Annotated in this window: 30 protein-coding genes and 1 riboswitch; of the genes, 9 read left to right on the forward strand and 21 right to left on the reverse strand. The window is 39.6% G+C overall.

Going from position 1 to position 25,372, the window contains the following annotated elements; all coding sequences use genetic code 11:
* Nucleotides 1-24: 24 nt before the first annotated feature.
* The 4 genes from ACFX40_RS06545 to ACFX40_RS06560 all read right to left on the reverse strand — a co-directional run bounded on the left by ACFX40_RS06545 (nt 25) and on the right by ACFX40_RS06560 (nt 4,596).
* Nucleotides 25-942 (reverse strand): ABC transporter permease, encoded by a 918-nt coding sequence (locus tag ACFX40_RS06545; protein ID WP_377237798.1) that lies wholly within the window; start codon nt 940-942, stop codon nt 25-27.
* Nucleotides 929-1,996, reverse strand: coding sequence for an ABC transporter permease (locus ACFX40_RS06550; RefSeq protein WP_377254582.1), 1,068 nt, complete (start codon nt 1,994-1,996; stop codon nt 929-931). The genes ACFX40_RS06545 and ACFX40_RS06550 overlap by 14 nt, the downstream gene beginning before the upstream one ends.
* Nucleotides 1,971-3,503, reverse strand: coding sequence for an ABC transporter ATP-binding protein (locus ACFX40_RS06555; protein WP_377255003.1), 1,533 nt, complete (start codon nt 3,501-3,503; stop codon nt 1,971-1,973). Before ACFX40_RS06555 ends, ACFX40_RS06550 begins: the two co-directional genes overlap by 26 nt.
* 82 nt (nt 3,504-3,585) lie before the next feature.
* Complete coding sequence (locus ACFX40_RS06560; protein WP_195782231.1) at nt 3,586-4,596, reverse strand: BMP family lipoprotein; 1,011 nt, start codon at nt 4,594-4,596, stop codon at nt 3,586-3,588.
* A gap of 75 nt (nt 4,597-4,671) precedes the next feature.
* Nucleotides 4,672-4,778, reverse strand: a riboswitch (SAM riboswitch).
* A gap of 330 nt (nt 4,779-5,108) precedes the next feature.
* On the opposite strand from ACFX40_RS06560, the gene ACFX40_RS06565 reads away from it, so the two are divergent.
* Nucleotides 5,109-5,267, forward strand: coding sequence for a hypothetical protein (locus ACFX40_RS06565; protein ID WP_176550097.1), 159 nt, complete (start codon nt 5,109-5,111; stop codon nt 5,265-5,267).
* A gap of 90 nt (nt 5,268-5,357) precedes the next feature.
* Here ACFX40_RS06565 and ACFX40_RS06570 read toward each other — a convergent pair whose 3' ends face one another.
* Both ACFX40_RS06570 and ACFX40_RS06575 read right to left on the reverse strand, forming a co-directional pair.
* Nucleotides 5,358-5,726, reverse strand: a complete 369-nt coding sequence (locus ACFX40_RS06570; RefSeq protein WP_098966656.1) for a hypothetical protein — start codon at nt 5,724-5,726, stop codon at nt 5,358-5,360.
* Nucleotides 5,727-5,739: 13 nt separating this feature from the next.
* Nucleotides 5,740-7,350 (reverse strand): putative polysaccharide biosynthesis protein, encoded by a 1,611-nt coding sequence (locus ACFX40_RS06575; RefSeq protein ID WP_377254585.1) that lies wholly within the window; start codon nt 7,348-7,350, stop codon nt 5,740-5,742.
* A 331-nt stretch (nt 7,351-7,681) separates the two neighbouring features.
* On the opposite strand from ACFX40_RS06575, the gene ACFX40_RS06580 reads away from it, so the two are divergent.
* On the forward strand, nt 7,682-8,266 hold the full coding sequence (locus tag ACFX40_RS06580) for a YjgB family protein (RefSeq protein ID WP_098791987.1): 585 nt from the start codon (nt 7,682-7,684) through the stop codon (nt 8,264-8,266).
* Nucleotides 8,267-8,293: 27 nt separating this feature from the next.
* On the opposite strand, the gene ACFX40_RS06585 is transcribed toward ACFX40_RS06580, so the two are convergent.
* From ACFX40_RS06585 to ACFX40_RS06595, 3 genes are all read right to left on the reverse strand, one after another.
* Nucleotides 8,294-9,136, reverse strand: coding sequence for a GNAT family N-acetyltransferase (locus tag ACFX40_RS06585; protein ID WP_098334100.1), 843 nt, complete (start codon nt 9,134-9,136; stop codon nt 8,294-8,296).
* Nucleotides 9,133-9,801, reverse strand: coding sequence for a cyclase family protein (locus ACFX40_RS06590; protein ID WP_377254588.1), 669 nt, complete (start codon nt 9,799-9,801; stop codon nt 9,133-9,135). Before ACFX40_RS06590 ends, ACFX40_RS06585 begins: the two co-directional genes overlap by 4 nt.
* A 94-nt stretch (nt 9,802-9,895) precedes the next feature.
* Nucleotides 9,896-11,023 (reverse strand): 2-methylaconitate cis-trans isomerase PrpF family protein, encoded by a 1,128-nt coding sequence (locus tag ACFX40_RS06595; protein ID WP_098334181.1) that lies wholly within the window; start codon nt 11,021-11,023, stop codon nt 9,896-9,898.
* Between the two features lie 184 nt (nt 11,024-11,207).
* On the opposite strand from ACFX40_RS06595, the gene ACFX40_RS06600 reads away from it, so the two are divergent.
* The 3 genes from ACFX40_RS06600 (at nt 11,208) to ACFX40_RS06610 (ending at nt 13,910) form a co-directional block, all read left to right on the forward strand.
* Nucleotides 11,208-12,068 (forward strand): LysR family transcriptional regulator, encoded by an 861-nt coding sequence (locus tag ACFX40_RS06600; protein ID WP_025750019.1) that lies wholly within the window; start codon nt 11,208-11,210, stop codon nt 12,066-12,068.
* Nucleotides 12,069-12,364: 296 nt separating this feature from the next.
* Nucleotides 12,365-13,681 (forward strand): CitMHS family transporter, encoded by a 1,317-nt coding sequence (locus tag ACFX40_RS06605; RefSeq protein ID WP_013084478.1) that lies wholly within the window; start codon nt 12,365-12,367, stop codon nt 13,679-13,681.
* Nucleotides 13,682-13,748: 67 nt separating this feature from the next.
* Complete coding sequence (locus ACFX40_RS06610; RefSeq protein ID WP_165575905.1) at nt 13,749-13,910, forward strand: hypothetical protein; 162 nt, start codon at nt 13,749-13,751, stop codon at nt 13,908-13,910.
* A 106-nt stretch (nt 13,911-14,016) separates the two neighbouring features.
* Here ACFX40_RS06610 and ACFX40_RS06615 read toward each other — a convergent pair whose 3' ends face one another.
* The gene (locus ACFX40_RS06615; RefSeq protein WP_255257945.1) at nt 14,017-14,700 is read right to left on the reverse strand and encodes a hypothetical protein; all 684 of its coding nucleotides are present in this window, start codon (nt 14,698-14,700) and stop codon (nt 14,017-14,019) included.
* Between the two features lie 152 nt (nt 14,701-14,852).
* On the opposite strand from ACFX40_RS06615, the gene ACFX40_RS06620 reads away from it, so the two are divergent.
* Nucleotides 14,853-15,101 carry a hypothetical protein gene (locus ACFX40_RS06620; protein ID WP_098791990.1) on the forward strand — a complete coding sequence of 83 codons (249 nt, stop codon included), beginning with the start codon at nt 14,853-14,855 and terminating at the stop codon, nt 15,099-15,101.
* Nucleotides 15,102-15,294: 193 nt separating this feature from the next.
* Here ACFX40_RS06620 and ACFX40_RS06625 read toward each other — a convergent pair whose 3' ends face one another.
* From ACFX40_RS06625 to ACFX40_RS06635, 3 genes are all read right to left on the reverse strand, one after another.
* Nucleotides 15,295-15,939, reverse strand: a complete 645-nt coding sequence (locus tag ACFX40_RS06625; protein WP_028409806.1) for a Bax inhibitor-1/YccA family protein — start codon at nt 15,937-15,939, stop codon at nt 15,295-15,297.
* A gap of 144 nt (nt 15,940-16,083) precedes the next feature.
* A complete protein-coding gene (clpP, locus tag ACFX40_RS06630; RefSeq protein ID WP_377254591.1) occupies nt 16,084-16,665 on the reverse strand; it encodes an ATP-dependent Clp endopeptidase proteolytic subunit ClpP in 582 nt (193 codons plus the stop codon).
* 29 nt (nt 16,666-16,694) lie between these two features.
* Nucleotides 16,695-17,360: a sigma-70 family RNA polymerase sigma factor gene (locus ACFX40_RS06635; protein ID WP_377254594.1), complete on the reverse strand. Its 666-nt coding sequence runs from the start codon at nt 17,358-17,360 to the stop codon at nt 16,695-16,697.
* 152 nt (nt 17,361-17,512) lie between these two features.
* Here ACFX40_RS06635 and ACFX40_RS06640 point away from each other — a divergent pair, with 152 nt between their 5' ends.
* Nucleotides 17,513-18,052: a DUF2199 domain-containing protein gene (locus ACFX40_RS06640; protein WP_377254597.1), complete on the forward strand. Its 540-nt coding sequence runs from the start codon at nt 17,513-17,515 to the stop codon at nt 18,050-18,052.
* A 39-nt stretch (nt 18,053-18,091) separates the two neighbouring features.
* On the opposite strand, the gene ACFX40_RS06645 is transcribed toward ACFX40_RS06640, so the two are convergent.
* The 3 genes from ACFX40_RS06645 to ACFX40_RS06655 all read right to left on the reverse strand — a co-directional run bounded on the left by ACFX40_RS06645 (nt 18,092) and on the right by ACFX40_RS06655 (nt 21,142).
* Nucleotides 18,092-19,342 (reverse strand): C40 family peptidase, encoded by a 1,251-nt coding sequence (locus ACFX40_RS06645; RefSeq protein ID WP_377254600.1) that lies wholly within the window; start codon nt 19,340-19,342, stop codon nt 18,092-18,094.
* Between the two features lie 179 nt (nt 19,343-19,521).
* Nucleotides 19,522-20,721, reverse strand: coding sequence for an MFS transporter (locus ACFX40_RS06650; RefSeq protein WP_377254604.1), 1,200 nt, complete (start codon nt 20,719-20,721; stop codon nt 19,522-19,524).
* Complete coding sequence (locus tag ACFX40_RS06655) at nt 20,690-21,142, reverse strand: MarR family winged helix-turn-helix transcriptional regulator (protein WP_013058498.1); 453 nt, start codon at nt 21,140-21,142, stop codon at nt 20,690-20,692. The genes ACFX40_RS06650 and ACFX40_RS06655 overlap by 32 nt, the downstream gene beginning before the upstream one ends.
* A gap of 254 nt (nt 21,143-21,396) precedes the next feature.
* Here ACFX40_RS06655 and ACFX40_RS06660 point away from each other — a divergent pair, with 254 nt between their 5' ends.
* The gene (locus tag ACFX40_RS06660) at nt 21,397-21,825 is read left to right on the forward strand and encodes a hypothetical protein (protein ID WP_025750030.1); all 429 of its coding nucleotides are present in this window, start codon (nt 21,397-21,399) and stop codon (nt 21,823-21,825) included.
* 21 nt (nt 21,826-21,846) lie between these two features.
* Here the strand turns inward: ACFX40_RS06660 and sigH are convergent, their stop codons facing one another.
* From sigH to ACFX40_RS06680, 4 genes are all read right to left on the reverse strand, one after another.
* Nucleotides 21,847-22,497 carry an RNA polymerase sporulation sigma factor SigH gene (gene sigH / locus ACFX40_RS06665; RefSeq protein WP_013058500.1) on the reverse strand — a complete coding sequence of 217 codons (651 nt, stop codon included), beginning with the start codon at nt 22,495-22,497 and terminating at the stop codon, nt 21,847-21,849.
* A 384-nt stretch (nt 22,498-22,881) separates the two neighbouring features.
* Nucleotides 22,882-23,037 (reverse strand): DUF3934 family protein, encoded by a 156-nt coding sequence (locus tag ACFX40_RS06670; protein WP_162837669.1) that lies wholly within the window; start codon nt 23,035-23,037, stop codon nt 22,882-22,884.
* 77 nt (nt 23,038-23,114) lie between these two features.
* Nucleotides 23,115-23,315: a cold-shock protein gene (locus tag ACFX40_RS06675; protein ID WP_013058502.1), complete on the reverse strand. Its 201-nt coding sequence runs from the start codon at nt 23,313-23,315 to the stop codon at nt 23,115-23,117.
* A 319-nt stretch (nt 23,316-23,634) separates the two neighbouring features.
* On the reverse strand, nt 23,635-24,195 hold the full coding sequence (locus ACFX40_RS06680; RefSeq protein WP_098334093.1) for a histidine phosphatase family protein: 561 nt from the start codon (nt 24,193-24,195) through the stop codon (nt 23,635-23,637).
* A gap of 97 nt (nt 24,196-24,292) precedes the next feature.
* Here ACFX40_RS06680 and ACFX40_RS06685 point away from each other — a divergent pair, with 97 nt between their 5' ends.
* On the forward strand, nt 24,293-24,967 hold the full coding sequence (locus tag ACFX40_RS06685; RefSeq protein WP_028409798.1) for a hypothetical protein: 675 nt from the start codon (nt 24,293-24,295) through the stop codon (nt 24,965-24,967).
* 40 nt (nt 24,968-25,007) lie between these two features.
* Here the strand turns inward: ACFX40_RS06685 and ACFX40_RS06690 are convergent, their stop codons facing one another.
* Nucleotides 25,008-25,121, reverse strand: a complete 114-nt coding sequence (locus tag ACFX40_RS06690; protein WP_075419294.1) for a YjcZ family sporulation protein — start codon at nt 25,119-25,121, stop codon at nt 25,008-25,010.
* Nucleotides 25,122-25,372: the final 251 nt, after the last annotated feature.

Genomic DNA, 25,372 nt, shown 5'->3' on the forward strand with positions numbered 1-25,372 from the left:
AGGTACCACCTCTTTATTTTTTTATCAGCGTGCACTTTGCTGACTTGTTTGATTCGTTTCGACTCCTTTATCCCGCAAGAAAAACATCGCTGCTAATGTCAGCACGTAAGGGACCATCATCGTAAACTCGGTCGGTATTGAAAAACCTTGCAGTCGTGTGCTCACCGCATCCATTAAGCCAAAAAGTATACTTGATGCTAAAATACCGAGCGGATGAGACTGACCGAGCATCATCGCAACAAGTGCAATAAATCCACGCCCTGAAGTCATACCTTCTGAGAACATCGTCACTTGTCCTAATGAAAGCTGCGCCCCGGCAATCCCGCACAGGATTCCGCATGCTGCAATCGCAAACAGCTGATATCTGATCGCTTTTAAACCAAGCGTACTTGCTGCTACTTGATTGTAACCTACTGCTAGGAGCCGAAAACCGAAAATTGTTCGATAAAAGAAGATATAAAAAGCAATAGTTGCTATAAAAGCAAAATAGACAAGCGGCGACTGTCCTGAAATAATTTCGCCGATGACAGGTATATCTTTAATCAAAGGAATATCCCATGTGCCTATTCCGTGCATGTTTTTATCGTAATAAGCACCTTTTGTATGAAAAATTGTCCGGAGTAAAAAGGTCGTTAAGCCCAGTGCTAAAAAATTAATAGACACCCCAACCACAATTTCGTTCGCTTTAAACACCACGACCATCATTCCAAACAGCAACGCAAAAAGCAAGCTTGCTCCAGCAGCAATCACGATCGCAAAAAAGACATTATGAGTATAATAGTTGCCGGCAACCCCGCTAAAAGCTCCAATCAAAATCAGACCTTCTAGCCCTACATTAAATATGCCTACGCGCGCGCAAAGCATCCCGCCCAGCGCCGCTAATAAAATAGGCGCAACCATTCGTAACGTTGCATTTAACAGTGACCAATCAAGCAGCTCCACGAATATCAGCTCCTTTCTTTTTTGCTCTCCACCACTGCTTTGTGAATTTTGCTGAGATAAATAGAATGAGCACAGCTTGCATAATACTCGCAATTTCTAACGGAATTTCTGTATTACGCTCCAGCCCCATCGCTCCTGTTTGCAAAGCGGCAAGTAAAAGAGACGTAAAAACAATGCCGATCGGATTCGAGTTTGCTAACAAAGCAGCCATCACTCCAGTCCACGCATATCCAGGAACGGTCAGCGCACCGTCTACAAAACGATACTGTGAACCAAGAACTTCAAATCCTCCAGCTAATCCAGCCAAGCTCCCGCTAATAAACATACTAAGCAGCATGACTTTTACTTGATGAATACCTCCATACGCCCCGAACAACGGATTTTTTCCGGATGCGTTCACTTCGTACCCAAACACAGAGTAGCGAAGCACCGTCCACAGCAGAAGCGCACCGATTAGAGCAATGATAAATCCGATATGAAGAGGCATTCCTTGAAATACTTTTCCAAGCCAAGCCGATTGCTCAATCATAGGCGTTTGAGCGAGAGCAGCTGAGCCTGTTTTATCTTGAAACGGATGACCTGCTAAATAGCTTGCAAATAAAACAGCGATATAATTTAACAAAAGTGTTGAAATGACAAGCTGAATTTTAAACGCGGCTTCCATCCAACCGGCTAAAACGGAAAGCAAACCTCCTGCCACAACGGCAGCTGCAATAGCCGCTATAAGCTTGACTATCCCCGGAGCGGGTATGTAATAAGCGACAATCGCCGCGCTAATCGCTCCAACGACCATCTGTCCTTCTCCTCCTAAATTAAACACACCTGCCCTAAAAGCAAACCCGACACCTAACGCAATTAAAAGAATAGGCGTAGCGCGAGCCAGCGTAGTGGTGAAGAAATAAAAATTACCAAACGCTCCATTCCAGAGCTCTGTATATGTTTGAAGAACCGAACCACCTGTTAAGGAAATAATAACGCCTCCTACTGCTAAGCCAAAAATGACTGCAATAACCGGCTGGATTAATGATTTAAGAAGTTTCTGCAACTGTATCACCTTCTATCGTTCCTCCTGCCATTAATATGCTTAGTTTCTCTTCCGTTGCTTCTTCCCTTGTAAGCTCTCCGACAATACTGCCTTCGTACATAACTAAAATTCGATCTGATAGGGAGATAATCTCCGACAGTTCCGAAGATACAAGTAAAATAGCGGAGCCATTATTCCTTTTTTGAATCAAGGCATCATGAATACGTTCCATTGCCCCAATATCCACTCCTCGCGTTGGTTCAGCAGCAAGTAGAAAAGAAGTGTTTTGGCCAAGCTCTCTGGCAACAATCAATTTTTGCAGATTTCCCCCTGACAGCTCTCCTGCTTTTTGCTTAGATGAAGTGGCTTTAATCGAAAATTCGTTTATCCATTCATTCACACTAGAACTGAATATCTTTCTTTTTAACCAGCCCATTTTTGAAAATGAAGGTTTATACTGATAGCCCATCAGTGCATTTTCTTCAATCGTATCGTCTTTGGAGGCTCCCCACATATAGCGGTCTTCTGGAATATGAGCGATGCCTGCTTCTCTTCTTTCACGCACAGATCGCCCTGTAAGGTGCTCATCGCCAAGTTTGATACTGCCACTATCTGTTTCTACTAATCCAGCAATGGCTTGAAGCAGCTCTGATTGTCCATTTCCCGACACGCCTGCAATACCGACAATTTCGCCCGCAGAAACGTGAAGAGACACATTTTGCAATACGTTTTTTTGTCCTTTTCCTTTTAGAAAGAGATTTTGTACGTTTAAATGAGAGGTTCCTTTTGATGGCATTCTTGCAGGACGCTCTTTTAATTCTCTCCCTACCATCAGCTTAGCTAAGTGGTGAGCGGTAGTATTTTCTTTATTTGTGACGCCGGCTACTTTACCATTTCGAAGAACCGTAATGCGGTCCGCTACTTCCATCACTTCTTGCAGCTTATGTGTAATAATAACGATACTTTTACCTTGAGAAGCTAAAAAACGGATTGTTTTTAATAGTTCTTTCACTTCATGAGGAGTAAGAACGGCGGTAGGCTCGTCTAAAATAATGATTTCTGCTCCTTGATACAGCACTTTTAAAATTTCAATTTTTTGCTGTTCTCCAATCGAGCAATGCTTTACTTTTTTATGAACATCTACTGAAATTTGATACGTTTCGGTTAATTGCTGTACATCTGCTTTCGCCTGCCTTCTATTAAAAAAGACGCCTTTCTTTGGCTCATGCCCCAAAACTATGTTTTCAGCCACTGTAAAATGAGGAAAAACCATAAAATGCTGATGCACCATGCCTATTCCGTTTTTAATGGCATCTGCAGGAGATGAAAACGAGACGGTTTTCCCATGTAGCTGAATACTTCCTGAACTCGGCTTTTCCATTCCGTAAAGCATCCTCATTAACGTCGTTTTTCCAGCGCCATTTTCTCCAACCAGCGCGTGAACCTCGCCTTTTTTCAGCGTAAATGACACGTTATCATTCGCTAAAAACGAACCGTATTTTTTCGTCAAATTCGTTAACTGCAGCAGCTCACTCATTCCATTCATTGCTCCTTTCCACTTTAGGATTTTTTCAAAAATAAGAAAGAGAAGCCAGCCTTACTCGACTTCTCTTTTCAACTCACTTGGCTAACGGATCTTTTACCACGGTTTTTCCATCAATAATCGAATCTTTAATTTCTTTTAATTGATCAATTACATCTTGCCCTACAAAGTCATTAAGAGGTGTCTTGCTGTCTTGAGTCACATACGTTAACCCAACACCTTTTTCTTTTAAGCCGTATGTCACTACGCCCGATTTAAATTTGTCATTTGCGAGTGCTTCTACCGTTTCATAAGCAGCCGCATCAGATCCTTTTAACTGCGATAAAACGATATGCTCAGGATCTACTTCCGTACGGTCAATATCTTGGCCAGCCGTATAAAAACCCTTTTCTTTTGCTGCTTCAAATACACCCAAGTCGCCTACCGCTGAAGCTCCGGCGATAAAGTCAGCTCCTTTTGAAGCCTGTAAAATAGCAAGTTCTTTTGCTTTAGCTGGATCAGAGAAGCTTCCAACGTAGTTTACTAGAAACTCGGCTTTGGGGTTTGTTGATTGTAATCCTTCTTTAAAGCTTACCGTCCATTTTTTTAATAATGGAATATCATCTGCTGCAACCATTCCTACTTTATTCGTTTTTGTAACCAATCCTGCTGCTGCTCCTAATAAATATGAAGCTTCTTGTTCACGGAATACAACGCTTCTTACATTTGGTAAATCGACCACTGTATCAATAATCGCAAATTGACGCTGCGGGTTTTCTTGAGCTACTTTTTTCAACGCATCTTCGGATTCAAAAGAAGATGTAATAATCAAATCATAATTTTCTGCTACGGCAGCACGCAAATTACTTTCAATGGCTGCTTGGTCCGTGGATTCAATTGTCTTCACATCAATGTTATACTTCTTTCCAGCGCGTTTTGCTCCATCATCCATTTGTTGAAAAAACGGGTTAACTCCAATCTTTTCAGGTAAAACAAGAGCAATTCGCTTCTTTCCTTTCTCTTCACTTCCGCTGCTTTTTGTGCTTTTTGACTGACAGCCAGTTACGAGTAGTACAAGCGCAACTGCTAAAATAAGAAATCTCTTCATTTAACTTACTCCCCCTATAATATAAAAAAAGCTCTTCCTTTATATAAAGGAAGAGCTCGTTAACCAAACGTCTCTTCCTCATCTTCAAGAACATACTGTTCTTAAGGATTTGGCACCATTCTGTCATAGACAGCGGTTGCCGGGTTTCACAGGGCCAGTCCCTCCACCTCTCTTGATAAGGAAAACAATAGCTATTTGTTTTATGTAATATAGTCAATATTAATAGTTTTTTAACAATTGTCAATATTATTTTTCTTTTTTACGCAAAAAAACTATAAAAACAGATAGGATTATACGGTTTTAGTCTACTAAAATACAGATCAACCTTATAAATTAATAATCATCGTATGCCCCCTAGCAAGCGCTTACGGTAAGTCAGCTAGTCTTCTAGAAGGGTCATGTGTAGCAGAGCACTTTTATTACATCTCTTTTGTTAATCCACTATCGATTGAAAACACTTTACCAAGAATGTTAGACTTTTCCTGAGTGATGTTTTTTAAGAGGTGTTAACGTTGAAATTGATGAAAGAATTATCTGGAGTAGCTATTGGACTCATTATCGCTTTGGCGGTTTCAAAAATCTTTTTTGATACCCCAACCAATGTTGGAATCGTAGTTATTTTTATTACTAGTATGGTCGTAACAGGTATAGCAAGAGCGAAACTAAGATAAGATAACCTAACTAAAAAACACCCCCTTTTATTCGCAAGGTGGTGTTTTCTTTTAATGATTTTAGTATGTAGTTATTCTCAGTGAATGCTTTTACCCTTCTCCATCAATCATCGTATACTTCCTAGCAAAGCGCTTGTAGTAAATTTGCTCATCCTCTTGTCCATCGTTAAAAACAAGTCGGTTATGATTAATATCTTTTTCTTTTAACACATAGCCTTTTTCATTCATCAGTTGAATATATTCATCTAAATGCCCTTTTTTAACCATATAGTGAAGAGCATCATCTGAATCCGTAGTCTTTGCTACATCTTGACTTCCCACTTCTAACTTGAATACAGCTGTTGCTGTTTGAATGGGACGATAATCTCCAAACACTCTTTCCCAATTTAATAGCAGCAGCGCGCCGGAAATTATTATACATCCTCCAGCCGCTACGGTTAGTACAAATCGTTTTGACACTACTTTCTCTCCTTTACATTCTTTTTCTTCTATTTAATACAATGGATTGCCCTAAACTTGTTTTTACGCCAAGTCCTAGATACACGGCAGCACCTAAAGCAATTGAAATACAAGATGTACTAATTGCAAGTGAAGATGCAGACAGCTTATTTTCTAAAAAATAGTGAGAAGTATAATTGCCGATAATCACAGCGGCTGACATCACACTTACTAATAAAACAGGTGTCAACGCAGCTTGTCCCAGTGATTGAACTCGGTAAGAAATGGATTTTTCAATTAAATAAAAGTTATATATAACCGATACACCATACCCTCCGTAAGTCGCGACAACCGGTCCAATTTCTTTTAAGCTTGAAACCAACAGTACGTTTAATACTAGCTTCACAACAATTCCTAAGCCCAAGCCTAAAATTAGCTTCTTTTGCTGATTAATTCCTTGGAGAATTGCGGCTGTTACTGTAAAAAGAGCAAATAAAACGGCAGCAGGCGCGTACCATTGTAAAACAACTCCACCGATTTCAGGACTGTTTTTTGCTCCAAAAATCATCATATATACCGGCTTGCCTAATAAACAAAGCCCCACAGCAGCAGGAAGAGTAAAAAATAACAGCAGTTGCAGCGTTTTTGTAATCTTTCCTTTTACTTCTCGTAAATTTCCCTGCACAAAAGAAGATGTAATGCCGGGAATCAGCGACATGCTGAAGGCGGTGGCTAGCGATACCGGCACCATCACTAAAATCTGAGCTAATCCAATGACAGAGTTGATTATTTCGGCTTTAGCTTGTCCATACCCTATTGATTGAAAAAGGATGTTAATCGTAAACGTATCAATATTTTGATAGATTGGAATCGCTAAACCAACTAAGACAAATGGAACAGCGTACGTCACAAGCTCTTTGAACATTGAAGAGAACGAAATGAATTTATTATTCTTTCCGCTGTTTACTTCCTTCATAATCAGCCGCTTGCGTTTTAGATAAGTCGCACCGAGAATTCCTATACCCCCTACGCCTCCAACAAACGCTCCAAACGTACCGATTCCAACAGCTTTTGTCATCGTGCTATGAAAAAGGTGAATAACAGCGTATGCTCCTGCTAAAATAAACAGCACGCGCACTATTTGTTCAATAATTGTACTTAGCGCGGATGGTCCCATGGACTGGTTACCTTGAAAGTAGCCTCGTAATAGACTCATAGGCGGGATAATAATTAAAGCAAAGCTCACCATTCGAATCACGTATACTACGTCTTTTTGACTATTTCCTGAGGAATCTTTTCCGTTAATCACTAGCTCAGAAAGCCACGGCGCCATCGTATAGAGGACTAAGAAGCCTATGATGCCCGTTATCGTCATTAATAGAAGTCCTGCTTTTAATAGATCTTGTCCAGCACGGTAGTTTCCAAGACCGTTATATTTTGATATATACTTTGAAACAGCAAGCGGAAGACCCATCGTCGACAAGCTTAGCATCAAGGTGTATGGACCGTATGCATACTTATAAAGCGCGTATCCTGACGTTCCCACCAAGGCCGTAAACGGAATAATATAAATAAAACCTAAAATTTTTGTTAGCAAAGAAGACGCTGTTAACAAAAGCGTACCTCTCATCAAATTTTTTTCCATACATCAAAACCCCAGAAATAAATATTGTATTTTTAACAAATACTTGATTTATTGTATCATACTTACAATTATTATCTAGTTTTTTATAAAACATTAGAACCCTCTCTATATTACGTTTTTTACCTAATAAAGGAATATAAACCAATCTTTTAACCTATGATAAATGAATCGTTTTTTGCTTTTTACTTTACCTGACGTTTACATTTTAAAAGACGTGTTACATTATATATATCAGTTACCAACTCAACTAAGACTCCTTGACTATTCTGGCCTACCTGCTCTTTTAGGTAGACTGAGGTTGCTAAATCGTTATATATAGGAGGAAAAAATCATGAAAATGAAACAACGACTATCAAAAGCAGCGGCGGCTGCAACGATTACAGGAATTGCTGCGTTTGGATTTGCTCCTGTCGCTCAGCTTGATACACCAGCACATGCAGCTACATCTCAAGAAACAAGCAGTCAAAGTCAAACAGCTGTAAAAAACATTAATGAAATTTACAACGCCGCAGTAAAAGGTGAAGTGCCACGCTTAACGGCAGACTTCAAAATTGGCAAAACACTGCGTCAAGACGTTCGCGATCAGTTCGGTCCCCCGCCTGAAGGTTCATCAAACAACTTTGACTACTATCACGCGGAAATGGGTCACCCTGGATACGCATTTGGCTATGATCAAAATAACGTCATTAACGAAATCCGCTATTTTGGTACAAATGTAGAGCGTCAAACAAATCTAGGCTCCATCACCCAAGCTAACTTAAAGAAAGAATTAGGTCAGCCGAACTTTACAGGCAAAGTAAAAGGTGAGGGTACTACTCAAACGAAGTACACCTATCACGCCGGCGCCTATGATCTTGAATTCATTTTTGATGATAGCAAAACGTTAAATCACGTTAATTTAGTTAAAAAACCTTAAGTAATAGAAAAAGTAGCAGGCTGCCTGCTACTTTTTTTCATGAAATAAAACCAATGCTGAATCCGCTACGTGTTCATACCCAATCTCCATATAAATCTTGTTAGACGTAGGATTTGTCATATCTGTGTATAAACTTGTTGTTTGAAATCCTTCGTCTAGCATAAGCTGAGAAAGCGTGGATACACAGCTTGAGGCATAGCCTTTTTTACGTTCTTCAAGAGGTGTGTACACATAGTTAATCGTAATGTTATGGGCCGTTGGACGCGTAGCATTGGCAATCGACACATACTTGCCATTCACTTCCCATAGGAATAACCTTCCAGCTTTAATAAAAGCTTCTCCTGTTTTGGCAGCTTGTTCTTTTGATACAGGCTCTCCAATGACGCCCATAAACTCCCAAATCCATTCTGTCACGAGCGGAAGATGCTCCAACCTTGCTTTTACCAGCACTCCTTCAGCATCCGCTGCTTTTTTTACTTTGTCTAACCGATAAATGCGCTGATCCATTTTCAAAGAAGCTTCTTGATTTTTTAAATCTGCTAGCTTTTGAGAAAGATATAAAACCATTTGTCTTTCTCCAACTAAACCCGGTATGTCGATTTCTTGTAGCAGCTCTGCCGCTTCGCTTAGTTCACCCTCCGTTAGCTTCTGTATGTGAGACAGTATGATTTGCTTAGGATGGGTTTGCAGCAACACAAGCGCAGCACGGCTGTCTTTTAAAATAACACCCATAAAATTTGGTTTGCTGTTTTCCTGCAAGCTGTGTAAAATGCCGAGCGCTAAGTTATGAAGAACTTCATTCTTTGATAAAAGCGGCTCTACTTGGTTTTTAAATTCCTGCACTTCTCTATATCTATGTAACTGGATCATTTTCTTTCTACCTCCGCAAATGCTCTTACCGGAAACGTTCCAACTCCTTTTATTTTAGGAGGCACGGCGTAAAATAAAAAGGACTTCGCCGTTAGTTGATCTAAGTGACATAAGTGCTCAGCAATCACAATGTCCGCCCCTAACAGCAGCGTATGAGCTGATCTTGCTTTTCCTTTTGTATCATCAATATTCATCGAATCAATTCCAACAAGAGCGGGCTGTTGAGACACTAAATAAGCTGCCGCGCTTTCTGTTAAGTATGGATGATTTTCTAAATAATCGTCTGTATTCCAGTAGCGATCCCATCCTGTATGAATTAATACCGCTTTGTCTTTTACATCTACATGTTGAAAATGAGATTCATCAATCGCTTTTAAAGTCGGATCAACTGAAACGACTATTCCTTCTAACCCGGCTGTTTTATCAATAGCCGTTTGAGCTAAATCCGCTCCGTCTTTGTATCTGTGAAACGGCACATCAATATACGTACCGGTATTCGTGACCATTTCAATTTTACCGATTTGAAATTCAGTGCCTGATTCATAAAGCTTTCTAGACTCTTCTCGGCTTAAATAGTCGCAAATGATCGGTGCCGGCAAGCCTTTATGTGTGATAACTCCGTCTTCAATGATGTGGCTTAGATCAATATACGTTCTTTTTTTCATACCTCCACCCACTTTTTCAATATTCAGTAAAAATATTCTAACATAAAAAAGCTCTTCCTAGTTTCCTAGAAAGAGCTTTTTTTAGAGAACATTATTAACTTGATAAACATACATCATACGTATGCTTTGTATAAACAAATCCTTCAAAAATAAGACGGGCTGTACGCACTACTTTGATTCCGTTAACCTGTCCATCTTTTAGATCCACACTGGTTTCCATAATTCCCATTGGATGAGCAAGTCGAACGGTATCGCCTTTTAATTGAACCATTTCTGACGGAAGCGTGCCTTTTGTATAGATAGCCGCCGTTGTACAAATTGCTCCTGTAATCGCAAGCGTTTGATGTGGTTTTTGCATCGACATCATACGGATTAATACGTCCATTTGAGAAGCAGCTTTTTCTCTGCCAGTCCCGTCGCGATGGTCCATAGGAGGAGAAATAATCGTCATTTTTGGAACCGCTGGTGATAGTTTAGTTGCTTTGTCTTGAGGTGCGAGCCCCGCTTTTTCCGCTGCAATGGAGCGAATTTCTTCAAATAGCTTCAGCTGTTTGTCCGTGTATTCATGCGGAAGTTCTGCTCCCTTTAGGCCAATATCCTCTGCTTTAACAAATACAAGCGGATTTCCTACATCAACAATTGATGCTTTTATCGTCCCAATGGATGTTTGCAGAAGATCGATAGCGTTCCCGGTTGGAAGCAGTTTTCCAGTAACGGCTCCTTCTCCGTTTTCAAATGAAAGATAAATGGGTGAACCCGTACCTGGCACTCCAGGAATCATACAGGATCCTTCTGTTTTCACTTTCCCGTTTTCTACTTCTACTTCCGCTACGATTACTTTTTTGGTATTTGTATTATAGATCCGCACTTTAGTCACCGGTTCCACAGCTTGTACAAGTCCTTGTTCGATTGCATAAGGTCCGACCGCTGAAGAGATATTGCCGCAGTTTCCTTTAAAATCAACGAGAGATTCGCTGATACTAACCTGCGCAAACGTGTAATCTACGTCAGCTTTCTCTAAATCTGATTTTTTTATAATCGCGATTTTACTTGTCAGCGAATTAGCTCCGCCGAGTCCGTCAATTTGACGTTGATCCGGACTTCCCATTATATCTAGCAAAAACGGTTCCCAATCCGATTTGTTCACAGGCATTTCTTCATGATTGATAAAAACCCCTTTACTTGTTCCACCTCTCATAACCGTTACAGGAATACGCGTCATATTAATCACCTTTCTCTCCTACTAACAAACGCCGAGGCGTTCATCAAACCATTTTATTTTTTTACTATTTAGAACCGGTTCATTTGCCATTTATCGTATAATAGAGGTGGTCATAAGTAAAATACATAAAATTTATTGTCTTTTTAAAAATTTTTTTATAATCTAAATACAAGGGGGAATCGGGATGGATCAAAAAGATTGGATATTAATTAAAACTCTTCACGAAGAAAAGAACATTACGCGAACGGCTGAAAGGCTCTACGTATCGCAGCCTTCTTTAAGCTACCGCCTTAAAAATCTTGAGGAAGAATTTGGCGTGTCGCTTTTTTTTAAAACGAAAAAAGGAATTGAGTTTACATCTGAAGGTGAGCATCTTGTTCGCTATGCGGAAAATATGTGGAAGCAGCTGCAGGAAACAAAAGACAGCATGCGTAATATGAGCGAAACCGTTACGGGAACGCTTCGCTTAGGGGTATCGAGTAACTTTGCACAGCATAAGCTTCCTAAAATTTTAAAACAGTTCTCTCTTCACTACCCAAATGTACAGTTCAGCGTCAATACGGGCTGGAGTACGCAAGTTATGAATCTATTAGACTCTTCGCGTGTGCACGTTGGCATTTTACGAGGCAATTACCCGTGGAACGGAGAGAAATCACTGCTGACGAAAGAACGGCTATGCTTAATTTCGAAAAAAGAGATTGCGATCGATGACTTGCCGAACCTGCCTTATATTAACTATAAAACCGATACGTCGCTAAAAGATCTCATTCAAGACTGGTGGCATGACAAGTTTTCAGAGCCTCCGTTTGTAGCGATGGAAGTTGACCGGCAAGAAACGGCCAAAGAAATGGTCAAAAATGATTTAGGCTTTGCGATTTTACCAGAAATTTGCCTTCACTCCAGCGACAATTTATATACATACGGACTTTCGTACCGAGATGAATCACCTTTGCTTCGAAACACGTGGCTCATGTACGATCCTTCTTACTTGAATCTATCGGTCGTGAAAGCGTTTATTGACTTTTTAAAGCTAAGTGAAAAATAAAGCCAAAGCTAAAAAGTTTGCGTCTTGGAAGAATCTCTCTTTTAGACCAAGCTTTTTTCTAGACTACCATTATAAAAATTTTTTATGAACTTTCTAAAAAAACCTATATTTCCTTTATTTTTAAAAATGTACTAACATGAAAACAAGAAACATCAGCGGGAGTAAAGAGCGGCTTTAAAAATTCTTAATAATCAAACTACGGCTCATACATGGGGATGAGAGATGTTAGTCACGTTTTTTTACTCTAAAAGAAAACGCTTTCAGAGAAAAGAGGGAAAATAAAGGAGGTTGTTTGAATGCTAGCACTACTAGGTTTTACAATGATTATTGTCTTTACGTATCTCATTATGTCAAAAAGGATGTCTCCTATCGTAGCTTTAATGGTCATTCCACTTCTTTTTGCAGTGATTGGAGGGTTTGGCAAAGGCGTCGGAGACATGATGCTAGAAGGTCTAAAACAAGTAGCTCCGTCAGCTGCGATGCTGCTGTTCGCCATCTTATATTTTGGGGTTATGATTGATGCCGGACTGTTTGATCCATTAATTAAGCAGCTGTTAAAAATCGTAAAAGGCGATCCGCTTAAAATCGTCATCGGAACGGCTCTTCTATCGCTTTTAGTTGCACTAGACGGAGACGGTACAACCACTTATATGATTACGGTTTCTGCTCTTCTTCCACTTTATAAACGCCTGAATATGAGTCCGTTAGTGTTAACGACAGTTGCGATGCTTTCTCTTAGTATTATGAGCAGCATGACGCCTTGGGGAGGCCCGGCTACTCGTGCGATTGTCGCCCTTCACCTTGATGCATCAGAGTTCTTTATTCCACTTCTTCCAACGCTAATTGGCGGAGCTTTGTGGGTTGTTTTTACAGGCTATATTCTTGGAAAAAAAGAGCGCAGACGACTTGGTGCTATTGACATCGAGCAGTTTGAATTAAAAAGCTCGCTTGCGTTTGCTGAAGACGCATCTTTAACTTCTCAAGAAGATATTACACAGCCTAAAAAAATCTGGATCAACTTAGCTTTAACCATTGCACTCATGGTCGTATTGGTTTCAGGCATTTGGTCAGTTTCTGTTTTATTTATGATTGGCTTTGCGCTTGCTCTTATGATTAACTATCCAAAACTTGAGGATCAAAAAGAACGTTTAATGGCTCATGCAGGCAACGCACTGACCGTGGCAGCACTTGTTTTTGCAGCCGGTATTTTTACAGGAATACTATCCGGCACTAAAATGGTTGATGAAATGGCAAGCCTGTTAATTCATTTAGTTCCTGATTCACTCGGTTCATTTTTACCGACGATCGTTGCTTTAACAAGCATGCCGTTTACATTCGTGATGAGTAACGACGCTTATTACTTCGGTGTTTTACCAATATTCGCTGAAACAGCTGCTTCTTACGGAATTGATCCGATGGAAATTGCGCGAGCTTCAGTGCTCGGACAACCTGTTCATCTGTTAAGCCCGCTCGTTGCGTCTACTTTCTTACTTGTAGGTATGGTAGGTGTTGATCTTGGTGAACATCAGCGATTTGCATTTAAATGGGCCATTTTAACGTCTCTTGTTCTAATTGTCCTTGCTATTGTCACAGGCGCACTTACGCTATTTTAATAGGAATAAAAGCCGTTATGGCTCTTTATTAATAAATTGATAAATGATAGGTGGAGGTACTTCTAAAATGTATGTAATTACGTGTTATGTAGGAAAAGGTGAAATGAGAATGTACGAGTTTGATAGCAAAGAAGAAGCCCTTTCTCAGCTCAAAAACCTGAAAGGCTGCACCATTCTTTCAGAAGTTGTTTACTTTAATGATTCATCGGTTATTCCGGTAGCTATTTAATTATGCACCACTCAACCCTATAGGTACAAACTTGATAAGCTTCCTTTCGCTCAAAAGGAAGCTTCTTTTTTTATGTTCTTCTGAGACTTCGTCCCCTTTTCTCTCCTCAACGTTTTGTTACGTCTGGTTCGTTTTGTTTTCTTGCTTCAATCATATTAATAATTTGATTTGTATGTGGAGTTAGCACTGTGCACTTTTGGTAGAAGGCTCCGTCTACAACAAGCAGCTCTTCATCCATCCCGCAAAACTTGCAGCGGAGCTCTTGTGGTCCTGCGTAAGAGGTGTGATAAACACTATCGTTAAAGATGGTGTAGAAAGTATCTCTTTGCTGGGCATCGTAAAAGCTATATTGCTGGTTAGCGTCATCACGATAGTTAACTCCATAGTTCCGGTCGAATTCTTCTTGAGTAAATCTATCCTGTAAAAGTTCATTTTGTACTAGTTCTCTTAAACAGCACTCTATTTCTTCATAGTTAAATGAACAATTATGTGCGTAAACATTTAGTTCTTCAGTGCTGTTCTCTTTTACCATCACTTCACTGCCGCAAATCTTACAGGGATGTTTGGGACTCTGTTGATCAAAGTAAGAGAACGTTTGGACCTTTTCCACTGCTATTTCATCGCTCACCTTTTTAAACTTAATCATCACATTTTCTGTTTGACTAACGTTTTCGTTATATAACATCACTTCGTATTCATCTATATTCTTTCCGTTTTCTTTTCGACTCAAATGCTCCATTACTTCATACGAAGAAATAGTAAAAAACTCTTTAAAATTCACCACTAACATGCATCCTTCCAAAAAAGTTTACGTTCTCTATGTACCTGCTCTATACTACCACTTTTCCAAAGACCCGCACCACTAAACGAACTTGTTTTAGATTCGCATATCCTTTTCTTATCTGGCATACATAACACTAACCCTTTTATAAGGAGGATTTCATGAATACGTATATAATCATCAGCATTGGCGTCGTTGCCAGCGCATTTTTATTTCGGAAATATCGAAAGCAAGTCGTTGAAATATATACAATCAGTGAATTTATTCACGCTAAAAACGGCGCGGTCGCTACAAGTTCCACGTGGCTTGAAAAGTTTTTTAAAGATCCTTACGCTACCGGACCAAACTATGAAAAAACAGAGGATGACGTTAGCGAGGATGGAGATGGAGATGGGGACGGCGGAGAATAACTAAAACAAAAAAGAGATTGTAATATAACTACATCAATCCCATCTAAAGATCAACAGCTAGAAGCAGCTAAATAGATGAAATCTACGCTCATCCTACCAATAAAAAATCCGAACGAAGTTGATTCTCCATCAAGAATCTTCATCGTTCGGATCTTCCTTCAGCTAAAACACTTTTGTCCCAGCCTCTTTCTTATTAATCATCGCTGCCTAAAATACCAAAAAAGCGAAGCAAGTTGATGAATAGATTAATAAAGTCTAAATAAAGAGATAGTGCCAGCAGTGGAACAAGCTCTTCTGTGATTTCACCGTGCTTCATTTTATTAAAATCATACAGTACATAAAGTGAGAAAACGATGGTACCAATCACTGAAAATGCCATGAGTCCGGGCGTTGTTAAGGGACTAAACAGCGAGAAAATGCTGATACACACTAGTGCTAACAGCGCTACTAATAAAAAGCTGCCTAAAAACCCTAAATCTTTTTTTGTTTTTGCCCCAATTACACCCATCACCGTAAAAATAACGAACGTGCTTCCAAAGGCATAAAGAACAACTTGCGCCCCCGCTACTGATGCATAATAGCTGACAATCGGAAACAGCGTGATGCCTGATATAAATGAAAAAGCATATGTAAAGCCATATCCTACGCTTTTTTTCTTTCGTAACATAAATGCGGCAACCAGCATCACAAGTTCAGCAATCGCTAACGGAAGGAAATAAGCCGGAGGCACATATTGACCTACATATAAGCCAACTGTTGAAATAAATAACGAAAAAATAAATGTTACTAATACTTTTTGAAACAGAGACCGCTGCTCTACTCCAATCACTTCTTGCATGTGTAAAACCTTCTTTCTAAAATCTGTTATATTTTATATAATACCTACCTTTTAAAGAAAAATAAAGATAATAATAAGGTCTTTTTTCTTATTTTTATAGAAAGGAAGCATAGACGCTGCTGTCTATGCTTCCTTATTATACCTTTATTTCGGCAACAGAATACCGTCAATAATTCCGTAAGTTTTTGCTTCTTCAGCACTCATAAAATAATCTCGTTCCGTATCATGTGCCACTTTTTCAACCGGCTGCCCCGTTCGTGTTGATATGATTTCATTAATATGCTGCTTCAATTTTAAAATCCGCCGGGCGCTAATTTCAATTTCAGTCGCCTGCCCTCTAGCCCCTCCTAGCGGCTGATGAATCATAACTTCACTGTTCGGAAGTGCATAGCGCTTTCCTTTTGCTCCTGCTAGGAGAAGCAGTGCGCCAAAAGAAGCAGCCATGCCCGTGCAAATTGTTTGAACATCCGGCTCAATGTACTGCATTGTATCATAAATCGCAAACCCTGCTGAAGTGGAACCTCCGGGGCTGTTAATATAAAGTGAAATATCTTTTTTAGGATTATCTGCGGCGAGAAATAAGAGCTGCGCGACCACGCTGTTGGCAATATAATCATTGATTTCATCACCAATTAAAATAATTCGATCTTTTAACAGCCTCGAATAAATATCATACGAACGTTCACCTCGGTTGCTTTGTTCAATTACATATGGAATCGTACTCATATATATCCTCCTTATCATACGTAATATGGCTATGCAGCCATGCAGAGAGTGCACGTCGGAGTATACGTTGGTTTTTGAATGACGCTTTTTAAGGAAGGCAAAGCCCGAATCAAAAGTGCTGGGTCCTGCGCTTCTAACGTTTTATAAAACAGTTCTGACAGCTCATTACGCTCTTTTTCATCCCAAAAAGAATCTGTAGAAAACGGCTCACCGTCTTTTTCTAACCGCTGCTTAGCACGATGTAAATTGCTTTTCACCGCTGTTTCTGACGTTTGTAAAATCAACGCTATTTCTTTTAGCTGATAGCGAAAGCCTTCTTTTAAGAAAAAGATAACCGCTTGCTTCGGCGTAAACTGACTAAGGAGCAACTCGACCGAGTGTCCTTTCATATCAAACGCCTGCTTGCCGTCTTGTTGGTTCAAAACTTCTTCTGCGGCTATTACTTCACGCTTTCGTTTTCTCAGCAGATCAATCCAGTGGTGATACGCAATTTTATTTAACAGCGCAGAAGACAGCTTGTGCTCTTCATCTTTATATCGCTGAGCTTTTAAAAACGTTTCTTGGGCAATATCGTCTCCGTCCCACGCATTTTGCGTTAAAAAACGGCAGTACTGCTGCAATTTTGGGTAATGCTCGTTCCAGCAGGTATCGTCAAAGCTTTCTGTTTGTGTTTCAATTTTTTTTGAATGTGACATGATTTTCACTCCTTTTGCACTCTCTATTTACTAAACGATTGAAGGAAGTTCAAAAGATACGGGGAATCAAACTTTTTTACACATTATACGCTTAAGCAGTCATTTTTTTGTATTATAATGAAGATACTTTTATCTGAGGAGTCTAAAATAATATGCGAAGAAGACGATTATACGGCAAGAAGAAAACGAACAAACTTCACTATAAAGACTTAACCTGTGAACACCCTCAGCCTGCTTTGCCTATGAGCTATACAAGTGAAGCTCCTTTTTACTATTATGACGCGTCAGACGATGAAAGACAAAACGACTTTGAACTATATTCAGAGATTTGTATCATGAATCAAGAACATTTTTTCGTAAGAGGCTGTGTTGAAATTCCTGTTCTTAATGAAGAAGAATTTTTCACTTGGAACATATGGGTTTCTTTAAGCGAAGAAAATTTTCATCGAATGATCGATTTATGGGAAAGTGACAAAAGAGAAAATGAACCGCCTTATTTCGGCTGGTTTTCAGTTTCCATTCCAGGCTATCCCGAAACGTTAAATTTAAAAACAAATGTCCATACAAGATCTGTTGGAACAAGACCGCTCATCAAGTTAGAGCCAACCGATCACCCTTTAGCCGTCGAGCAGAGGGAAGGGATAACCTTAGAGCCAATTAAGGAAATCCAAAAACAATTGACTACCTATTAAAAAACCAAGACAGCCCCAGACTGTCTTGGTTTTTTACCTTTATGGCATGCGCTTTGCTCCGTAGTATTTAGGCGCCCAGTAGCTGTCTACTTTATAGTTTGTAATTTTTACGCCCTCAGATGTGGATACGTGAACGACATAGTCATTTCCAATATAGATAGATGGAATAAGCGAACTTCCTTCAAAAAAGACGAGGTCTCCTGGCTTCAAGTCAGATGGTGAAATGGTTTCTCCTGCTTCCCACTGCTGATTCGCATAGCGCGGAATGTCTTTTTCAGCAGCTTCTTTGTAAATATATTGAACAAAACCAGCCGTATCAAAACCTGTAGAAGGACTTGTCCCACCTTGTGCGTAAGGTACTTCTCCTACATATTTAAGAGATTCCGTCACAAATGGATTGTCTTTTGACAGCGATAAGTCATCGTAGCGTCTCGCTCCTGCGTACTTAGACGTCCAGTAGCTGCTTGTCAGGTAATCCACCGTCACATTTTCGCTGCGCTTGGCATGAATAAACTGATTGCCGCCTGCGTAGATACCGACGTGTGAAATCCCTTCACGATACGTATCTTTAAAAAAGATAACGTCGCCTGGTTTTAAATCTTCGCGGGCAACTTCTTCTCCAACTTGCCACTGCTGATCGGTTGATCTCGGAAGGTACACGTCCGATGCGTGTTGAAATACATAGGCAACAAATGCGGAACAATCAAAGCCGTCCGTTGGCGACTCGCCTCCGAATACATATGGTGTACCGAGATGTTTTAATGCTTCTGCAATGACTTCATTATCTTTTGCAATTTCCGGTGCGCCTGTAATGCGCTTTGCTTTGGCAAAATGTGATGACCAATACGCGCTGCTTGAAATGTTTTTCACCACGACTTTTCCGTCTGAAGAAGATGCATAAATCATCTCATCGTCTCCGATATAAATAGCGGCTACGTTCACTTCACCGTTTTCATTGGTGTCAAAAAACAATACATCGCCTGCCTGCAGCTCGTTTTTATCGACGTTTGTTCCAAGCTCTGACTGTTCTTTCACGGAACGAGGCAGCGTTGTATCGAGCGCTTGCTTAAACACATATTGAACGAAGCCAGAGCTGTCAAACCCTTCGCTTAACGTTTCGCCTCCAGATGTATAATCCGCTCCTTCATACGTTTTTGCTTTATCAGCAATCACGTTTTCATCTGTGGCAGCCTGTACTTGCACAACTTTTTCTGCAGGAAAAGCGCCGTCATAAAAAGTGGCAAGACTAAGTCCTAACGCTGTGACCATAAGAGGTTTCATTACTTTCATGTTTGTTCTCCTTTGTTTTTTATTTCATCCAAGAAGTTTTATATGTAAATGGTTCCCCTGTTAAAGTATGGTGCAGATGGATAGGAATTGGCTAGTACCTTTTGACTTAAATATGCTTCCCTTCCAAAGTCCTGTAAAAAATCCAGAAAAAAACTCGGCGCGTATTACGCCGAGCTCTTTTATTTCATGCCCACCTGGATATTTGCCGCTTTTTGTTTTTGACGCAAATTTGCAATCCACTTGTAGTAAAGTGTAATCAAAAGAACAAAAATACCAAGCGCAAAGTAGAGTTTTGAATACCCTAAAGCACCTGCTGCAATTCCTAATACAAACGAACCAACCGCAATACCGCTATCATAAAACGTAAAAAACGTGGCAGTTGCATATGCGCTTCGGTGAGCAGGCGCTGCTTGAATTGCAAGCGTCTGGAAGCTAGGAAGCAGCGTTCCGTAGCCTAGTCCTACTAATGCACCTGAAAACAGCAGCATCCAAGAAGAATGTGTAAGGCTTAAGCTAAATAGACCAATCGCAAAAACAATACATGATGGAATAATCACAATGTTTGGGCCAGATTTATCAAATAATCTTCCTGTAAACGGTCGTGAAATCAGCATCGCAGCTGCGAACACGACAAAGAAAAAGCTTGCTGTTTTAATCAATCCAAGCGACTGTGCGTACACAGAAATAAAAGAAATAATACTTGCATACGAAAAAGAAACGAGAATACCTACAGATGAAATCGGCATGGATTTCTTTTCAAATAAATCGCTCAGTGAAAATGATTTCTTTACTGACGGAGTAGCGTTTTCTTGAAGATTTTTGACCATCATTCCGCACAGCCAGCCAACGAGCATAATCACGCCAAATACAAAGAAAATAATGTTGTATGCCATGTATTGATGAAGCGTTAGTGCTAAAAACGGCCCTGCAACAACGGCTAAGTTCATTGACATTCCGAAGTAGCCAAGCCCTTCTCCTCGTCGTTTAGCGGGAACTAAATCCGCTGCGATCGCTCCGGTGACGGTTGTCGCTAAGCTGAATGAAATCCCTTGGAAGAAGCGCAATAATAAAAGCACGTTAAAATGGTGGATAAACATATATAAGAAGGAAGAAAGCGCAAAAATGAGGGTACTAAATACAAGCGTTTTTTTCTTTCCAATGTTTTCAATGACTTTCCCTGAAAACGGTCTAACAATAATCGCAGATAATAAAAAGATGGTAACAACAAGCCCTGCCTGCGTACTCGTGCCTTCTAAGGCGTCTAATACATAAATCGGCAGCAGCGTCAGCAATGCATAAAACACAACAAAAATAAAAAAGTTGGTAATCGCAATGCTGATAAAACTTTTAGTCCAGATTGGCTCCTGCTGGTTCGTCATTCATTTCACCCTTTTCTGTAGATTTACAAATTTTCTTTAATAACGAAATAAGCTGATCTTGTTCGCTGTCGGATAAAGCAATCAGCAAATTTTCTTCTAAACGTTCAATTTCTTGCTGAATTTCCGGAAGTTTTTTCTTCGCTTGAGGAGATAAATAAACGATGCGCTCTCGTTTATCACTGCCTGCTTTTCGAACGATCCATCCGCTTTTTTCAAGCCTTGTTAACGTGCGGGTAACCGTTGGCGCTTCGACATTTAAATACTGCCAAATCTCCGTTTGCGTCATCGAGCCGAATCGCTTTAAACAAAATAAAATTGAATACTGTGAGCTGTATAGCCCGTACGCTTTTAACACTTCATTTACTTCTTTAATAGACAATCTCGACTTTTGATGAAGCTCATGAAACACCAAGTTATTCACTTTTTCCCACCTCACCTTTTCATTTTATTTACCTAGGTAACTAATTGTTCTTTTATTAGTATATGTGCTGCTACTTGATGTGTAAAGGTGGCTAAAAAGGGCGAAAATCAGCTGTTTTCTTTCTTTTTCTACTAATGATTTACGCTTTCACTTCTGTTTTCTTATTCTTTCGTATCACGAAATTTTTTGTATATATTTACATGCACCTGCAAACTCTGTTAAAGAAGACGAAACACTATGCGGGAGGCTGGTATATGTTTTCACTGCGCGGCGATGCTCATAAAGTCTACCTTAAACTGAAAAAAGCAGCTCATCAAAACCAAAACGCAGAAGAAATTGATGAATTAGCGGAAATGGAAGAAATCCGGCAGCTTTACCTTACGCTCGAAAGCGCTACTTTGCGAAAAGTGTATTACCGAATGACTAAAGAAAAAAACGGCTCCGGCGTCATTCCCATCCTTGTTTCTGCTTTGCCTTGGCTCTTTTTTTTATTTTCGCAGCGGCTGCAGCAATTTTTATTTAAAGACGGCAGCTGGCTTTGGATTATTTTTGTGGTGCTGTATGTTTTTATTCTCATTCCAAGCGTGTTTCTTCATTTCCGTGAACAATCGTGGGCTTCTGTTCATATTGAAATTATTCAAGACATTTTAAAAGACCGTGAAAAAGAGCCGAAACCCCTTTGAGGTCCGGCTGTTTTTTACCTATTATGAAATAGCTTGTCTGCTTTCTACGTCTCGACCTAACTTTCTTTTGATACGCTGCAGCGCGTTGTCAATTGACTTGACGTGCGTATTTAATTCTTTCGAAATTTCAGCGTATGAATGGCCGTCCATATACAGCGTCAATGCTTTTCTTTCCAATTCACTAAGTGTTTCCGCAATTTTCAACTCGCGGTCTTCCACTTTTTCTTGATGAATCAGCACCGCTTCCGGATTAGCAATTTGATCGCCAGGAATCATATCCATCAGCGTATAGTTTGATTCTTCATCATACAGAGGCTTGTCCAATGAAATGTACGAATTTAACGGACCGTGCTTTTGACGAGTAGCCGTTTTAATCGCCGTAATGATTTGTCTTGTGATACATAACTCCGCAAACCCTTTAAAAGATGTTAGCTTGTCTTCGTTAAAGTCGCGAATTGCTTTGTACAGTCCAATCATTCCTTCTTGGACAATATCTTCTTTTTCAGCACCAATCAAAAAGTATTTTCTTGCTTTACCCCTCACAAGATTTTGATACTTATTGATTAAATACTCCAATGATTTTTCATCTCCGCTGTGAACCATTTCAACCAAAACATGATCTTCTAACATAGCATAATTTTGAACTTTTTCAATTACGATGCCTACGCTCACTCATATCCCCCCGTTACACTTAGTTGAGTTTTGATGTGTTCTAAACTGATGCATGATCTACTTGTTACGACGCTACTGCAATACGGTCCAGAAACGTAAAAAGCGTACAGGTAAACTGTCGCTTTCCTCTCTCACTTTATGCTCCCCTGCATCTTTCTATAATCTATTATAAAGAAGTATAACCGATAAAAATCAAAAAGGTTGTCGAAATATGAAAGTGTTTGCAAAAAAAATCAATTTTTATAGAAAATTCACACAAATCACTTTATTATTTCATATAGTGACAGCAATCTGTCAAAAAAGCAATAAAAAAATAATTCCATATTAAATAAACTTACTCAAGCAGAGTAAGTCGAAGTTGCAGATGATACTGCGCATATAGGATTAGTTGCCTTCCGGCTTATCAGCATTTTTTGTTCCCTTGCTTTTATAAGGCTTTGCATTTTTCTTCTTTTTTGCACTCGCCTGCCAGCGGTTCCACCCTTTTTTGCCGGTGCCTCGCCCCGTGCCGCCTTTACCTTTTGCTTTACTCATACGTATTCCTCCGTTACCTGCGTGTTTGTTACAATAAAAAAAGACCCCGTCCAAAGTCGGAGTCTTTTTTGGATTGCATAAAATTATGCTTTTACAACGTTAGCAGCTTGTGCACCGCGTTGACCTTGCTCGATGTCGAAAGTCACTTTTTGACCTTCGTCTAAAGATTTGAATCCGTCGCCTTGAATCGCGCTGAAATGTACGAATACATCTTCTCCGCCTTCAATTTCGATGAAACCGAAACCTTTTTCTGCATTAAACCATTTTACTGTACCTTCAGTCATACTATTTCCTCCAGTGGTGGAATTACTCCACGCATATATTACTACCCTTGCTCAATCGTACTATTTCCAGATAAAAATTTCTATTGAAGAATATTTCTCTTCTTTCAATTTCATACCGAACAAAAATAATTAACCTTAGTGTAACATATCAATTTAGAAATAGCAAGTTTCTGTTCTAAGACAGGCTTCAACCTAATTATGTATCTGTTAAAAGCCTACGGGGCAGCTTTGAGGCTACCCACATTTCTGGATTGTGATGCGGCTTAAGGTTTTTATATTGAGCTAAACTTATCATCTGCACAAAAAATCTTTTATTTCATCAATTTGTTTTCTGCTCATTCCAAAGCCTTGTAATGGAAACGTTCTTCTTTTGGAGATCGATGTGATATACATCGGGATTTGTTAAACGCGACCATTCACCAAACCCAAATTTCGGATCAAAATATCTGAGGATTAACGTCATCAAATTGCCGTGCGTAACAAACAGAGTTGTTTTCTGTTTTTCATTCATTACTTCTTTAAACAGCTCTAAAACACGTACCGTGGCTTCTTTGGTCGATTCTCCTCCGTCTACCTTAAAGTCTATGTCATCAAAAGTTCTTTTCAATACTTCTATCCAGTTGAAAAGAGGCTGTCCGCTTAAACGCCTTTCTTCTAGCCTTTTATCTATATGAAGAGACAGACCGGTATCTTTTGCATAAGGTTCAATTGTTTGAACGGCTCGTTTGTACGGGCTTGAAATAATTTTATCAATGGGATAACTCAGCTTGTTCAAATAATACATTAACTGCTGGGCTTGCTGTATGCCTTGTTCCGTCAGTGATGCTTTTGCTTCTTGCCCTTCTGCTTCACAATGCCTAACTAATAAAAAAGTTTTCATTCATCTTCCCTCCAGGCGCAGTAAAATAACCATTAATTACAAAAAAAGATAATAATAGTATATAATGATACGTGATTTATAGCTAAGGAGGAACAACATGATTCGTGAACGATCACTTTTGATAAAAGGACTCACCTTTTTACTAGCCGTTTTTATTTTAAACATCCCTTTTCCTAACTCAACGCCGCTCAGTCATTCTGTCTTTTCTTTTTTAGGTCTTCCCCTCTATGGAGATGAAGAAACAATGACGGGAATTCAATATGCTAGCAATGCGTGGGGAATTATACTTTTACTTGGTCTTTTTGCCCTTTACAAAAGTTTAAATAGGCATCGTTTGAAACTAACGATGTTTGCTGCGTTTATTGTCATATCGGGTCCTGGTCATATGGTTGAAGCGATGCAAAAGACCGTATTACCAGGTATGTATGCCGTTTCTTACGATGTGGAAAACAGCATTTGTACATTTGAGAGAAATAAAAAAGAAACCGTATTAACAGGCACCTGTGACCTTTCATTTGAAAATCACAGCTCAAAACCCGTTACGTTTGAAGTAGCACTGGATGAACGCTCCTATTTTAAAGAAGATACCCCTTTTTTAGTGATGATGAATAAACCTAAGCTTCATACTGTTACGTTGGAACCAAAAACGTATCAAACTGTCGAAATCACTTCATCTGTCAAAGCAGCAGGATTTCCTTCTAAAATCTTTATGGGTGAAGTAAACGGCTTTCACGTCAACATTTATCAAAACGGAAAAAAGCGTTATTTATAAGCATAGAAAAAGCCCTTATAGGGCTTTTGAAATGAGTGAATTACCAGCCAAAGCCTCCGCCGTAGCAGCTGCAGCCGATGATCACTAATAAAATAAACAATACAACTAATAAAGCAAAACCAGATCCATGACCATATCCAGGGTTTCCAGACATACGAACACTTCCTTTTCTTTAAATACTCTTTCCTCAAGAAAAACGCCGCTTGCATTTCACTTGAGTTGGATTATCTTATGCCTAAACGCGCCCTTTTGACTCTGGTTTTTTCTTTTTTCTTTTTCCTTCTTGCCATGCACCTCATTAATAAAAGAAGAAAACAGCCTAAGAAAAGCGCTGACTTCGGTTCTTCTCCTCTGTCCAAAAGAGATTAAGGCATAACGAAATCAATTCAATCTAAAGACGAACAA

The sequence above is a fragment of the Priestia sp. YIM B13552 genome, assembly GCF_042787775.1.
Lineage (GTDB): Bacteria > Bacillota > Bacilli > Bacillales > Bacillaceae_H > Priestia > Priestia megaterium_E.

Coding starts and splice junctions, on each gene's coding strand:
- ACFX40_RS06555 (WP_377255003.1), bottom strand. CDS start 3,503: ATGAGTGAGCTGCTGCAGTTAACGAATTTGACGAAAAAATACGGTTCG.
- ACFX40_RS06560 (WP_195782231.1), bottom strand. CDS start 4,596: ATGAAGAGATTTCTTATTTTAGCAGTTGCGCTTGTACTACTCGTAACT.
- ACFX40_RS06575 (WP_377254585.1), bottom strand. CDS start 7,350: ATGGAAAAAAATTTGATGAGAGGTACGCTTTTGTTAACAGCGTCTTCT.
- ACFX40_RS06580 (WP_098791987.1), top strand. CDS start 7,682: ATGAAAATGAAACAACGACTATCAAAAGCAGCGGCGGCTGCAACGATT.
- ACFX40_RS06585 (WP_098334100.1), bottom strand. CDS start 9,136: ATGATCCAGTTACATAGATATAGAGAAGTGCAGGAATTTAAAAACCAA.
- ACFX40_RS06590 (WP_377254588.1), bottom strand. CDS start 9,801: ATGAAAAAAAGAACGTATATTGATCTAAGCCACATCATTGAAGACGGA.
- ACFX40_RS06595 (WP_098334181.1), bottom strand. CDS start 11,023: ATGACGCGTATTCCTGTAACGGTTATGAGAGGTGGAACAAGTAAAGGG.
- ACFX40_RS06600 (WP_025750019.1), top strand. CDS start 11,208: ATGGATCAAAAAGATTGGATATTAATTAAAACTCTTCACGAAGAAAAG.
- ACFX40_RS06605 (WP_013084478.1), top strand. CDS start 12,365: ATGCTAGCACTACTAGGTTTTACAATGATTATTGTCTTTACGTATCTC.
- ACFX40_RS06610 (WP_165575905.1), top strand. CDS start 13,749: ATGTATGTAATTACGTGTTATGTAGGAAAAGGTGAAATGAGAATGTAC.
- ACFX40_RS06615 (WP_255257945.1), bottom strand. CDS start 14,700: ATGTTAGTGGTGAATTTTAAAGAGTTTTTTACTATTTCTTCGTATGAA.
- ACFX40_RS06620 (WP_098791990.1), top strand. CDS start 14,853: ATGAATACGTATATAATCATCAGCATTGGCGTCGTTGCCAGCGCATTT.
- ACFX40_RS06625 (WP_028409806.1), bottom strand. CDS start 15,939: ATGCAAGAAGTGATTGGAGTAGAGCAGCGGTCTCTGTTTCAAAAAGTA.
- clpP (WP_377254591.1), bottom strand. CDS start 16,665: ATGAGTACGATTCCATATGTAATTGAACAAAGCAACCGAGGTGAACGT.
- ACFX40_RS06635 (WP_377254594.1), bottom strand. CDS start 17,360: ATGTCACATTCAAAAAAAATTGAAACACAAACAGAAAGCTTTGACGAT.
- ACFX40_RS06640 (WP_377254597.1), top strand. CDS start 17,513: ATGCGAAGAAGACGATTATACGGCAAGAAGAAAACGAACAAACTTCAC.
- ACFX40_RS06645 (WP_377254600.1), bottom strand. CDS start 19,342: ATGAAAGTAATGAAACCTCTTATGGTCACAGCGTTAGGACTTAGTCTT.
- ACFX40_RS06650 (WP_377254604.1), bottom strand. CDS start 20,721: ATGACGAACCAGCAGGAGCCAATCTGGACTAAAAGTTTTATCAGCATT.
- ACFX40_RS06660 (WP_025750030.1), top strand. CDS start 21,397: ATGTTTTCACTGCGCGGCGATGCTCATAAAGTCTACCTTAAACTGAAA.
- ACFX40_RS06675 (WP_013058502.1), bottom strand. CDS start 23,315: ATGACTGAAGGTACAGTAAAATGGTTTAATGCAGAAAAAGGTTTCGGT.
- ACFX40_RS06680 (WP_098334093.1), bottom strand. CDS start 24,195: ATGAAAACTTTTTTATTAGTTAGGCATTGTGAAGCAGAAGGGCAAGAA.
- ACFX40_RS06685 (WP_028409798.1), top strand. CDS start 24,293: ATGATTCGTGAACGATCACTTTTGATAAAAGGACTCACCTTTTTACTA.
- ACFX40_RS06690 (WP_075419294.1), bottom strand. CDS start 25,121: ATGTCTGGAAACCCTGGATATGGTCATGGATCTGGTTTTGCTTTATTA.